This is a genomic window from Chromohalobacter canadensis, assembly GCF_034479555.1.
In the GTDB taxonomy this organism is placed as follows: Bacteria; Pseudomonadota; Gammaproteobacteria; order Pseudomonadales; family Halomonadaceae; genus Chromohalobacter; species Chromohalobacter canadensis.
In genome coordinates, this window is record NZ_CP140151.1 from 1,067,873 (window position 1) to 1,080,644 (window position 12,772).

8 protein-coding genes are annotated in these 12,772 nt (G+C 56.8%); 1 reads left to right on the plus strand and 7 read right to left on the minus strand.

Annotated elements, in window-relative coordinates; all coding sequences use genetic code 11:
* Window positions 1-11: 11 nt before the first annotated feature.
* A complete protein-coding gene (locus SR908_RS05095; protein WP_246919524.1) occupies window positions 12-620 on the minus strand; it encodes a LysE family translocator in 609 nt (202 codons plus the stop codon).
* A gap of 51 nt (window positions 621-671) precedes the next feature.
* Complete coding sequence (locus SR908_RS05100; protein ID WP_246919521.1) at window positions 672-1,046, minus strand: MliC family protein; 375 nt, start codon at window positions 1,044-1,046, stop codon at window positions 672-674.
* Between the two features lie 199 nt (window positions 1,047-1,245).
* On the opposite strand from SR908_RS05100, the gene SR908_RS05105 reads away from it, so the two are divergent.
* Window positions 1,246-2,007 (plus strand): EAL domain-containing protein, encoded by a 762-nt coding sequence (locus SR908_RS05105; RefSeq protein WP_246919519.1) that lies wholly within the window; start codon window positions 1,246-1,248, stop codon window positions 2,005-2,007.
* Window positions 2,008-2,062: 55 nt separating this feature from the next.
* Here SR908_RS05105 and SR908_RS05110 read toward each other — a convergent pair whose 3' ends face one another.
* The 5 genes from SR908_RS05110 to SR908_RS05130 all read right to left on the minus strand — a co-directional run bounded on the left by SR908_RS05110 (window position 2,063) and on the right by SR908_RS05130 (window position 12,756).
* Window positions 2,063-4,510: a membrane-bound PQQ-dependent dehydrogenase, glucose/quinate/shikimate family gene (locus tag SR908_RS05110; protein WP_246919517.1), complete on the minus strand. Its 2,448-nt coding sequence runs from the start codon at window positions 4,508-4,510 to the stop codon at window positions 2,063-2,065.
* A gap of 388 nt (window positions 4,511-4,898) precedes the next feature.
* A complete protein-coding gene (locus SR908_RS05115) occupies window positions 4,899-6,230 on the minus strand; it encodes a GIY-YIG nuclease family protein (protein WP_246919514.1) in 1,332 nt (443 codons plus the stop codon).
* Window positions 6,227-8,305 carry a DEAD/DEAH box helicase gene (locus tag SR908_RS05120; protein ID WP_246919512.1) on the minus strand — a complete coding sequence of 693 codons (2,079 nt, stop codon included), beginning with the start codon at window positions 8,303-8,305 and terminating at the stop codon, window positions 6,227-6,229. Before SR908_RS05120 ends, SR908_RS05115 begins: the two co-directional genes overlap by 4 nt.
* A gap of 3 nt (window positions 8,306-8,308) precedes the next feature.
* The gene (locus SR908_RS05125; protein ID WP_246919509.1) at window positions 8,309-11,026 is read right to left on the minus strand and encodes a DNA methyltransferase; all 2,718 of its coding nucleotides are present in this window, start codon (window positions 11,024-11,026) and stop codon (window positions 8,309-8,311) included.
* 734 nt (window positions 11,027-11,760) lie between these two features.
* The gene (locus tag SR908_RS05130; RefSeq protein ID WP_246919507.1) at window positions 11,761-12,756 is read right to left on the minus strand and encodes a hypothetical protein; all 996 of its coding nucleotides are present in this window, start codon (window positions 12,754-12,756) and stop codon (window positions 11,761-11,763) included.
* Window positions 12,757-12,772: the final 16 nt, after the last annotated feature.

Here is a 12,772-nt window from a genome sequence, read left to right on the forward strand (position 1 = left end):
CCACGGCTCCATCAACCGATGACGATGCGCAACGCCAGGCCCAGCAGCAAGACGCCCGTCATTCGGTTGATCCAGTGCGCCCGCGCCTGAAGCCAGGGCAAAACCGATGAATGCGAGAGCGCCAACGCCACCAGCACGTACCAGCCAGCGTCGATCAGCGACGCAGTCGCCACGATCAACGCCTTGGCCCCCGCCCCCATATCGGCACTCACGAACTGGCTCAACAAGGCTACGAAGAAGAGAATCAGCTTGGGATTGGCCAACGCCACCAGTACGCCGTCCCGCGCAGCCACGCCAGGCCCGCTTGCCACGCCGCCTGCCTCCAGGGCGCCGCCCCGACCAGCGCGCAACGCCTTCACGCCAAGCCAGGCCAGATACGCCGCCCCGCCCCAGGTGATGGCCTGGAACAACACTGGCTGATGCACGATGACTGCGCCCAAACCCCACACGGTCAGCGCCGCATAGAAGCCCACGCCCACCGCATGGCAAACACCCGCGACGACGCCCGGCATGCGCCCGCCACCCAGCGTATGGCGCAACACCATCGCCAGGCTCGGCCCCGGCGACATCGCTCCCATCGCGCAGATGGCCGCTAGCGACAGCCACAAACTCAATGACATCGCACAGGCCCCGTCATGAAATGAGCGTGCAACTTAAAATAAGCGCTCAACTTAGCGGTCGGCGTCCTTCATGCGACCTTGGCAGTCGCGCTCGATGACGTTGCGTTCACCCTCGTCGTTCTCGCGATACAACATGCCGTTGTCGCCTTTGGTGTGCCAGACGTAGGCAAGCTGTTCGTCGTCGCTTGCATAGCGCGCGCCGGAGCCCGAGGCAATTTGGTGCATGGGAATGGAATCGTGACCGTAACTCAACATGGCACGGTCGGTGTCGGCGCCATATTGGAAATAGGTCACCGACAGCGACGTCTCTCCCTCACACTGGTAAATCTGGGTATGCTGATCAGCGCGATCACCATCGCCACCTTGCATGGCGCACCCCGTCATCAAGGTCGCTAGCGCCAACAGGGTAAGACTGACAGATTTCATCGGAACTCCTTATCCAGAAACATCATGATGGAAGTACGATACGGCGCGACGTTCTCAAAGGCATATCGCACCTAATTTATGATCGTACAATACTGTTGCAGACATCTTATCTTAAACGACGCGTGCCACGCCCAACACGCATCAGAATATTCACTGGGTATCATGGCGGTACTCTCAGCCCATCACACGGAGGTCAGGCATGTCGAATTGCGCGCGAACCGACCATCATTGCCAGCGTTGCGAAGGCCCGTTGCCGTTCGAGTTCAGCATGGCGTTCCAGCCCATCGTCGATGTCGCGACGCAACGCATCGTCACCCACGAAGCCCTGGTACGCGGCATCAATGGCGAGTCGGCCTATCAGGTCCTGTCCCAGGTCTCGGACATGCTGTTGTATCGCTTCGATCAGGCCTGCCGCGTCAAGGCCATCGAACTGGCCGCCCAGCTCGAGATGCCAAGCGCGCTCTCGATCAACTTCCTGCCCAACGCCGTCTATGAACCCGAGGCCTGCATACAAGCAACACTAGAGATCTCAGAGAGGGTCGGATGGCCCGCCGAGCGCCTCGTGTTCGAGATCACCGAGACCGAAAGCGTCACCGACCGCGCCCACCTGCGCAATATCATCGACACTTATCGCCAAATGGGCTTCACCACCGCCCTGGACGACTTTGGCAAGGGTCACGCCAATCTAGACCTGCTGGCCGACTTGCGCCCGGACAAGCTCAAGATCGATCGTGCTCTGGTGATGGACTGCCACCGCGACACGCGGCGCCAGATTTTGCTCAAGTCAGTGGTCGACATCGCCACCCAGCTCGACATCGAAACGGTCGCCGAAGGCATCGAGTGCCGGGACGAAGCCCGCTGGCTCCATGAAGAAGCCGGCATCGTGCAGCACCAAGGCTTTTATTATGCTCGTCCCGCCTTCGAAGCACTGCCCCCGGTCTCGGTCTTTACTGACTCCTAAGCAAAACGACCCCGGCGCTTGCCGGGGTCGCGTTCTACTTCGCTAGCCTGCGCCGTCAGACGTCCTCGGGCAGCGCATAGGCGATCACGTAGTCACCGCTGGGCGTTTCCATGAAATGGTGCCCGGTGGCAACGATCACCAGATACTGACGACCATTCGCCTCGTAGACCACCGGATTGGCCTGGCCACCCGCCGGCAACGGCGCTTGCCACACGGTCTCGCCGCTCTCGATGTCGATCGCGCGGATCAGGTCATCGGTCGCCGCAGCGATGAAGATCAGGCCTCCGGCCGTGACCACCGAACCGCCGTTATTGGGTGTGCCGATATCGATGGGCAAGCCGGAACGAATTCCCCACGGGCCATTGGCGCGCGCCGTACCCAACGGGCGGTCCCACAATGTATCGCCGCTGGCCAGATCGATAGCGCGGATATGGCCATACGGGGGCTGCTTGCACAGCATACCGGTATAGGGCACGCGCCAGCCGGCGTTGACGTTGATCGCGTAAGGCGTGTTGGCCTGCGGGTCGCCCGCGCCTTCGGCGCCGCCGCTGTCGCTATCGAGCTCCTCGCGAGGCTTCCAGCCCTTGGCATCGGCCACCTCACGGGGCACTAGCTCATTGTAGTTGGGCATGTCATTGTAGTTGGCGATCATCACGCCACGCTGCGGGTCGATGGAGACACTGCCCCAGTCGGAGCCCCCGTTATAGCCGGTGTACTGAATCCACGGCTGGTCGGCGGTGGGCGGCGTGTACATGCCCTTCCAGCTGGCTTGCTGGTACTGGATACGGCAGAAAAGCTGATCAAAAGGCGACATGCCCCACATGTCCTTCTCGTTGATGTCAGGCTGACGCAGCGTGGCATAGTTCGAGAAGGGTTGGGTCTTGCTCCGCTCCTCTGGTTCGGCGCCACCCTGCGGAACCGGACGCTCCTCGGCGCCACCGCCCAGCAATTCACCTGTTTCACGGTTGAAGACGTAGATCTCACCCTGTTTGGTGGGCATCACCAATGCCGGCACCTCCCCGTCATCGGTGGGGAAATCGATCAATGTCGGCTGCGAACCGGGGTCGTAATCCCAGACATCCTTGTGCGCAGTCTGGAAGTGCCACTCAGGCAACCCGGTCTCGACATTGAGCGCCACCATCGAGCTGGCCCACTCGTTCTCTTCCGGTGTGCGCGAACTGCTCCAGTAATCGGCGGCACTATTGGCCATCGGCAGATAGACCAGACCGAGCTGGCTATCGCCGGCGGCAGTCGTCCACATATTGGGAGAGCCACGCACATACGTTTCGTCACCGCTGAGCGGTTCGCTCTGCTCGGGACGCCCCGCGTCCCAGGCCCATTCGAGCTCGCCAGTCACGGCATCGAAACCCTTGATGACGCCGGAGGGCGGATAACGACGCTGGCCATCGAGCACCTGGTGACCGGTGACGACCACATCGCGCACCACCACCGGTGCGGAATTGATGGAGACGTAACCGTCCGGCGTCTCGCCCATGTTCTTCTTGATATCGACCTGGCCATCGTCACCGAAGCCAGTGCACGGCTCACCGGTAGCGGCATCGACTTCGAGCATGCGGCCATCGAGCGTGCCGGAAATGATGCGGGCGCGGCAGCTCTGCGAATCGCCATCACCGCCATTGGCCAGATCGTCGAGACGGTCATCCGGCACTTCATAATACGTGACGCCACGGCAGGCGGCGGTATAAGGGATGGCATCCTCGGATACCTGTGGATCGTAGCGCCAGTTCTCTTCGCCACTATCGGCATCGAGCGAGATCAGGATGTTGCGCGAGGTGCACAGAAACACATCGTCACCGACCTTGAGCGGCGTGGTCTCAGCGCCCCAGCGATGATCGAGCAGGTCCCCGGTACGGTATTGCCATGCGACCTCGAGATCGCCGACGTTCTCCGGCGTGACCTGATCGAGAGGCGAATAGCGTGTCGCAGCGCTGTCGCGCCCGTAGGCGACCCAGTCTTCGTCAGCGGGCGTGTCCGCCGGCTGGGCATCGCCGACATCGGTCGCCAATGAATCCTCGGCGACTTGTGGTACATCCCCGAAATGCTGATAACCACGCGGCACGAACGCCAATGCCCCGGCGACGATCAGGCCCAGGCACAACACGCCCGCCACCGAGAAACTCGCCTTGCGCGAGGGCCCGTCCCGGAGACTCGGCATGACCAGCGCGACCGGAATAGCCAGGATCAACACGACATCGAGACGCGGAATCCAGCGCCAGTAATTCAACCCGGACTCCCAAGCGGCCCAGATCAGCGTGCCGATGAACACCACACCATAAAGCCAGGCACCGGAAACACGACCACGCAGCAACTGAACGCCGGAGACGAGCATCAGAATGCCCGCGATCGCGTAATACCAGGAACCGCCCAGTGACGCTAGATAAAGCCCGCCGCCGCCAAGCGCTAGGCCGGCGAGCGCAACGATGATACCCACCAGCTTGGCGAACAAGCCACCAGCCCTGTGGGAAGATGTATTAGTAGCCAAAACGTTTCTCCTTGAATGACCGTGATCCCTTGCATCGCCGGTAAAAGCGACACGCCACGCGGCTTGAGGCACGTTATCGATGCGCCCTGCCACCTTGATGGCTCGCCCTCAGGATAGAGGATCATCGTCGTCTCTACATTATTGCTTAATGAAAGATATTCTGATATTTGAGCGCACAGCAACGCCATCTCCGACCATGGAGACCAGCGCACGCCACACAGAGGGAGCGGATATCAAGAAAAAGGAAACGGTGAAATACGGCCCGACCGCCATCGCCGTGGACAAAACGTTTACCCTTGAGGGAAAGCAGGTAAAACCAAGCGAGGAAGGGGGGGAATGCCAAGCACTTGATTTTTATATAAATAAAACCCCCTTCGATGAGTTTCGCTTAGCGCTTTCCAACAAGTCGGCCCGTAGTATTATCCATCCGATACTGCGTTATCGAGCCATCCACAATCCGCCACACAATATCTCTCGCCGTATCCAACTCGACGTCGAACCACTCGCGGGGCCGGTAGGTACTGCCATCTCGGCTGTGCAGCAACACATTGACCCGCTGGTGATAAAGCATAGCGTGAACCAGACGCTCGAAGCGACGCGGGTCGAGGTTGTAACACTCAAACGACGTGGCGACCTGCACAGGCGCTTCCAGGTAGGTCTGTTGACGTTCAGCCCCGGCGAGACGTTGGTCTAGCTCTTTCTCGGTGTAACCGATCTTGTAGAGGTTTCGAATGCCGCGCAGTGCCGGGTCCTGGCTCAGTGAGCGCAGGATGTAGATCAACCCGGTACGCTTGTCATGATGCGTAATGCCCTGCATGACATCGAAGGTGTTGTCACGCCGGAGAATACGACGCCCCGTCTCATCCTTGTAGAGTGCTCGAGCAAGCGAGCGCAGCAACAGGTTGGACTCGGTGCCGTTGTCGAAGACGACTCGGAGACGCGGGTTGAACTTTCGTCCAGCGCCGACGCTCTCCTCCCCAACCTGATCGGCGATACATAGCATGCCGTTGAGGACGAACATGTCGCCCTCCTCGATCTGCGACTCCATCTGGAATGGCACTGTCTCTGCATCACCTTCACGCAGCTCTTCACGCACCTGATCGAAAAGGCTCTCGAAGCGGTAGAAATCATCGCAGTGGGCACGATGGGCAATCTCTTCTGGCATTTCTCGTTCACTGCTCTCGGGCACGTGCGTCAGGTCGAAGATCGACTCGACACTCTCGTCATCGCCACTCAGCAGGCCGAGAGTGTCGCTTTCCCAGATGTCATCCAGCGAAGTAACACTATCCGGTGAAACAGCCACTTTCTCCGGCTTGGATGGGGTGGCTTCCAATGTGGCACTGCCGGCCCCCCGCGACGCTCCAGAGTTCTTAGCAGGCCGGTCATGACAGGCGGTGTCCTCAGAATTGTCCGCTGAGACCTCCAGCAGGCCGAGTGTGTCCCTATCAGCCAAGCCTTCTGCTTTGGCGGGATCATTTCTCAGAGCGGCTAGTTGGACGGCTAGTGTGGCTTCGTTGAGGCCTTTCGCATCTTCCCGTGGTTCGCGCCCATGCGCGGTCACGAATATTTCGATGCCCTGAAGGGTCGCCACTAGCCGCTGGTCGGCACTCGGCGCAGACGACTTGGACGGTGCCACGTTCAATAGCCCTAATTCATCGGGTGTGGCAAAGATGTCATCCAGCGTACGCCGCTTGGGTGGCTCTCGACGCGTCCGAATCATGCTGACGCCCCCTGCATCTTCTCCCGTTTCTTCTGCTGGATGTAAGCCAGGGCCTCGGCATAGCGGACCTCCATGTGGTCATCGCTGTGCACTGAGGGCGGGTGGCCCCTTTCCTTGGTGAAGGCAACGATTTTGGGCCATAGCACTACTGCCTCCTCCTCGGTCATCTGCGTGCGGTTACCGATCACGGTGTCCTGAATGGTCTTTAGCACCGGAGCGGTCAGCGCCTTGGACAGAATCTCGTAGGCGCCCTGGAAGGGATTGATCTGGTTGATGAGATCAACGTTAAGGTGCTCGATGTTGACGAACTTCTCACCGATCTTGATGAACTGGCGGTTGCCCTTCGGCTCACCGTCATCAGCTTCACCATCAAGATCGCGCCCATCCGGGGCAGCACCAGGGTCGACAGGCACGCCATCCTCGACATCATAGACTTGGCCAGGCTCATGGATCTCGGCCCCCTCAGGCAGCTCGTCCTCGCTCAACAGCCCACCCGTGGATCGAGCTCCCATGGTGGTGAGAACGGTCTCGCGCAGCACCTCTCGCTCGCTCTCATCTAGGTCAGGGTGCAGCCGCTCGATGACCTTCGGCAGTTCCACTTCATTGATAATCTCAGGCTCAGTGGTTTCCGTCACCGCAGCGGCGGCCACTTCGGGCTTTTGAAGCAGGGCCGAGATGATGTCTTCCTGACCACCAGAATCCAGGATACCCATCACTTTGTCAGAGACCGGCGCCTGTGTATCGTCGATGATCACAGTGCCCGGCTCGGCCTCCTCGCCCGGCCGCATGCGCGAGCGCGGCTTGAATGACACGCTGGGTGCCAGCACCTGCTCCATCAATAGCGAGACAGTGATCGCCTTGAGTAGGTTATTGACGCTGACCTTCACATCATCGTCGTCGGCATCGGGCTGGGCGATCAGGTTGGTGAACTGCGCGTGTGTCTTGCTCTCACTGTCGCGGGTAGCCCGCCCAATGATCTGAACGATCTCGGTCATCGAGTTGCGGTAACCGATGGTCAGCACATGCTCGCAGAAGGGCCAGTCGAAGCCCTCCTTGGCCATGCCCAGGGCGATGATGACGTCGACGTCCTCGGGCTTGGTGACCTGACGCAGGTATTCCTGCACGTCGCGGCGAATAGGGGTGTCGGTTACGAGATCGGCGACCTTCAGCAGCTTACCGGTGGGATGACGCACGGTGACAATGCCGGTGCGGCTGTCCTGCACCTCAACATCACCCAGCGCATCGAGGATATGATCAACTTCACCATATTTGTCCTTGGTGCTCTCGCCACTGTTGACGTTAGGGATGTGAACGATGGTCTTCTTGGCCGGGTCCAGCACCTCGCGGATCGCATCGAGGTAACGTCCCTGATAGAAGTGATAGCCGATACCCAGCGACTTCAGATAGCGATAGCCGTTGAGTTGCTCGTAATAGGTGTAGGTCACCTTGTCGAAGCGGGCTTCATCGTCGGGCAGCAAGATCGGGGCAGCGTCTCCACGAAAGTAGCTGCCGGTCATGGCGACGATGTGCGCGTTGGAGCCATGCATCAGATCATCGATGAGCCCTCCTAGCCTATTGCCCTCCTCGGCAGAGACATGGTGGAACTCATCGATAGCCACCAGGCAGTCGTCGAAGTCTGAGGATTTCAACTTGGCAAAGGCATAGCGCAGCGTGGCATGAGTGCAGACTAGGATCCGGTCGTGGGGATCGGCCATGAAGCGGCAGAAGGCATCCACCTTGCCGCTGTCATTGCCTGCCCGGCACAGGTCGTTGCGATCCTCGATGTGCCAGTCCCAGTCAAAACCGTATGATGTAAGGTCGGTACCCTTGAACGAGGCCCCAATGGACATCTCCGGCACCGCCACGATGGCCTTACGCAGCCCTAAGTGGTTGAGTTTATGAAGGGCTAGGAACATCAGCGCCCTGGACTTGCCAGAGGCCGGCGGCGCCTTAAGCAGCAGATACTGACTGTCACGCTTCTCGTAGGCTCGCGCCTGCATCTCGCGCATCCCCAACCCATCACTACTTGCGCTCTTGCCGGTCTGGGCATACTCAATCTTGATCAGTTCCGCCATGCCTTAGCCCTCCTTGGTGACAGCGTTACGAGATTTCTTGGTTCGACTTGGCTTTGACGCCTTCTCGGCTTCGATTAACGCCTCGTAGCGGGCCAGCAGATACTCTTGGCGCTCGGCAGTATCACGGAAAGGTCGATCCCGGTAGAGTTTTTCCACGGCACGATCCAATGCTTGGTGGGTTTCCAAGAGATTGTCGGGCATCTTGTCGGGATCGTAGAGCTGAGTCATCGTCTTGTCGGGATGGGCGGCACGGGCAAGGATTATGGCGCGACCGAGTTTCTCGATCTCTTGGCGATCTCGCTCAGATACCTCAGGCCACGGGAAGGTGTTGTAGACTATTCTAGATGAGTATCCATAACGACTTTCAAGTCGTCCGCAAACAAGTCGCATCCAGTCAAGATGCATGATTGATGACAAGACTGAAAATTCATAGAGACCTCCATCCGGGATAATGTAATTCTTGTTATTGGAAATCACGTCAGACTCCATGAATCCCAGCGGAACATATGGCCTTCTTTCCGAAGTAAAAGCTGGGACCAAGATATAGCTACCCTCCTCAGGCTGTGCGACCTGAAGAAATTGATGGGGCCTCTTAGCGCCCTGAAGAGCAGCGGCATGGCCAGCCTTGATCCGAAGGGCACGAACCGCATCGAGTCGAGACCTCACCTCTGGGATATTCAGCACCTCCTCGGGGGCCCCAACTAGCCACAGACACCAGCGACAATCACCCTTCAAGAACTCCTGAGCACCTATCAAGGGCTTGATCCAAGGTACCAAACGCTGCTCACGGTCGAGCAGTTGATCTTTTTCTGACTCGGACAGGATCAAGTTGCCGCCATCTGTAGGCTGATTGCCACGAACCATTGGCAAGGCCGGAACTAGAGATCGATTGCGACTGGACACAATGGTATTGCCACCCTCTACAAGATACGGACTGATATTTTTGACAATCTTCATTCGCCACTCACCCGAAACACGCTGGTAGAGCCGCTTTTGTGTTGGGTGCGTGCTCAGTCCAATGATCACAACGTGGACGCCTGCATTGCTTTGAGCACTATTGCTCCACGGGAATGTCTGATAGGCAAAGGATATTTCAATACCTGAATTTAAGATTCCCGGCCACAGAGTAGCAACCTGCTGCCCCTGGCAGAGGGAGTTGGTTGATACAAAAGCGGCTTCACCACCGGGCTGCAAGTAATCTGTCCCTTTCTGAAACCAGCAAGCGACATAGTCCAAATACCCAAGGGCCTTTTTTCCAAACACTCGCTTCATATCGCGAGCCTGCTCAACGTTTCTCCCAGCTGTGCCATGAAAAGGTGGATTGCCGCAAATATAAACCTCCTGTCCTTCGCCATTCCAGCAAACATCGAGCCAATTCAATTGAAGACTATTACCCGCCACCAGCTGTGCTGCATCCTTCAACGGTAGTAGCGGCTCTGCATGGCCGAACTCTTTGGCGAACAGCATGTTCATCTGGTGCTCTGCCAACCACAGAGATAACTGCGCCACTTCATACGCAAAATCATCGATCTCGATGCCATAGAACTGACTAAGCCTAATGCCGCTCATGAAGAGTTCATTCTGCTTTTGCTCACCGACATCCTGCATCGCACGGAAAACTGACATCTCCAACCGCCGCAGCTCTTTGTAGGCTATGATCAGGAAGTTGCCCGAGCCCATGGCGGGGTCGAATACCTTTATGTGCGACAGCCTTTCCAGCAGCGCCTCCAGTTTCTTGCGGTTGCCCCTGTCCTTGTGCAGCTCCGCATAAAGCTTATCGAGAAACAGGGGGCGGATCACCTTCATGATGTTGGGTACGGAGGTGTAGTGCTGACCCATGGAGTCGCGACTTTCTTCGTCCACGACCGCCTGGAACATCGAACCGAAGATGTCGGGATTCACCGCCTCCCAAGCGAGTCGGCCGCACTCAATCATCATCCGCCGTCCCGTGCCACGAATCTCGGGCACAGGGAGGTCGTCACGGAACAGGCCGCCGTTGACGTAGGGGAATTGGGCAACGTGAGCGGCTAAGTCAGCCGGACGCTCATCCTCTGGCTGGTTCATTACCCGGAACAGCTGGGTAAGCAGGTCAGGCAAGTCCTCCCCGTTCTCACCGCTGGCCTCGGTGATGACCTTGGTGAAGGCGTTCTTGGGGAAGATGCCGGTGTCTTCGGCGAAGTAGCAAAACAGCAGACGGGTCAGGAAAACGTTGAGCGCGTGCAACTGCTCTGGCGTGCTGAATTCGTTGACCTCCTTAAGACGGTCGAACAACCGCCCCATCTTTGCTGCCGCCTTCAGGTCAGCAGACGCTTCCTCAAAGTGCTTGGTGCGCTCCAGACCCGCCATCGGAGCGAAAAATAGGTATTGGGTCGCCAGTTCGCCAAACCCGACCTCCAGGCGCTCATCGGTTTTGGTATCCAGCGCCGTCATCTCACGGAAGTCCGTCACTACCAAAAAGCGGCACTTGTGCCGGGCAGGTTCATCCTCGTCGGCCAGCACCTGCAGCGCCTCGTGGATGCTCTCGCCCTGGCGCACCGGCATGTAGTAAAGCCACTTTTTCAGCGCGACATGCCCCTCGTCCTTTCGACTGGCGACGTTGCGCTGCCCACCATTGCGGATCTGGGTGAGAGTGGCCTTGGGAAAATCGTAGGCGTCGAGGAAGGCGTAGATGAACTCACCGCTGTCGGCTTTGGGCCGTGTGGCAGCGGTCAGGGTATCCATGCAGTAGGTCTGGTCGAAGGCCATATTAGGGTGCTACTCCCTGCGTGCGGGCTCCAGCAGGAGCCAATAGTTCGTTATGGCGCTAAGCCTACTAAGCTGCAGGGACAGTGTCATTGACTCTCTCAGAACCCATCACCAAGGACGGCGAGAGAAAAGGGCCAAGGTTCTCCAATCAGGGGCGGCCTTGTCGACTGGTAGCCCGTTCCGCAAGGACTCGAATACTTCCAGGTATATCAGCTACAGGCTGGCTGCCCGCCGGCAAGCCATGGCCTTGCAGGATGTTGCAAGCGTTTCTCGGATTTCGAGCCTTACCCATAGTCATGTTGAAGGTCATGGGGATGACGATCCGCGCATACCAGTTTGTCTGATGGCGACTGCGGGTCAGGTAGGCTTTATAATTCAGACCTTGTAAGTAGATCGCCTAAATGCCACACCTTAGAGCTGATGCTGACCTATACCCCTTTGGATCACATGGTTCCCGGGGTCGGGGTCGGGGTCGGACTCGAACCAGTCGGTGTCACCACCGAGAAATTTTGAAATATCCACAGCAACGAACACTAAATCGTCGCCGCCCGGCAAAGCAGGCAGTCACATAAGGAATTTTTGACTGTGAGCGCCTTTGTCGGTCTTCGGTGTGGACACTTTGTGGTCACTCAAAAGCCAGATATTCTGGAATCAATGAAAATATAATCACCTCACTCTGCACCCCTTAACTGGACTACGTTACCGCCATATCAATCTTTTACCTGGCTCCCAGGACCCTCACTTTCCCGCTCATTCTGACGGGCGTTTACAGCAGGCCCTGGAGTAACATCATACCTTTCGCTTTTTTTAACTCTCTCCAGACTACTTTCTAAACTCTCAACACTGTGAGAATCAAACAGACTCTCTATTTCTTTATTCCAAACATACTCTTTTTGAACCGCGGAAACGAATGCGAAGCAAACGAAAAATGCTATGACTGGTATCACCATAGATTTCATTTGCTTTTCTCCGGGCTCTCCCGACTTTATTCTCTCCCACTCCTTCTCTAGATAACAAGCTATTATTTGGTTAAAATCATTAATCTCCGCCACCAAGTCATCATCCGACTCACCTTTATAGCACCTGCTTACCAGATACCGCCCTCTTCGGATAACCAAATCGCGTGCTTCATCTTTATGTAGGCGCCCCCATTTTTTGTAAGCCTTCCTTTTAATATCAGGGGAAATTTCTCTCAACTTTCTAAATAAATATACCCATCTACCCTCACCCTCTTTCTTATAACGTATATCTCTACCATTCCCACCTCCAGCATTCGCTTCATTACTTCCCCACTTCTCCTGATCCTCGCCTGTTTTTTTTAAAACACTGCCCGGCACAATGATTTTATCATTACCATCTTTATTAGGCAGCATGATGAGCACTTTGCTTAAGCTATAATTAGCCCTTTCAAGGGCTTCCCTTACTCTTTCTTCTCTTTTCTCTGAATCTTCTTCTTTTACTACCAACTTTCTTTGATTATAATAATATTCTCTAAGAGCCCCAGAAAAAACAGATAGCTCGCTTCTTAACTCAGCTCCCCACCTTTCACGCATCTCTGATATGGTTTTTGATCTGTCAAACACCACTTTTGAGTAAACAGCTCCTGCACCCAAAAGCGCACTAACAAAAGACACACTCCCCAACAACCCATTTAATTTTTCTGTTACAATATTCACAACATCTATAATAAACAATAAAGCCTCCATCAACCACCTTACAAGA

Coding starts and splice junctions, on each gene's coding strand:
- SR908_RS05095 (WP_246919524.1), bottom strand. CDS start 620: ATGTCATTGAGTTTGTGGCTGTCGCTAGCGGCCATCTGCGCGATGGGA.
- SR908_RS05100 (WP_246919521.1), bottom strand. CDS start 1,046: ATGAAATCTGTCAGTCTTACCCTGTTGGCGCTAGCGACCTTGATGACG.
- SR908_RS05105 (WP_246919519.1), top strand. CDS start 1,246: ATGTCGAATTGCGCGCGAACCGACCATCATTGCCAGCGTTGCGAAGGC.
- SR908_RS05115 (WP_246919514.1), bottom strand. CDS start 6,230: ATGATTCGGACGCGTCGAGAGCCACCCAAGCGGCGTACGCTGGATGAC.
- SR908_RS05120 (WP_246919512.1), bottom strand. CDS start 8,305: ATGGCGGAACTGATCAAGATTGAGTATGCCCAGACCGGCAAGAGCGCA.
- SR908_RS05125 (WP_246919509.1), bottom strand. CDS start 11,026: ATGGATACCCTGACCGCTGCCACACGGCCCAAAGCCGACAGCGGTGAG.
- SR908_RS05130 (WP_246919507.1), bottom strand. CDS start 12,756: ATGGAGGCTTTATTGTTTATTATAGATGTTGTGAATATTGTAACAGAA.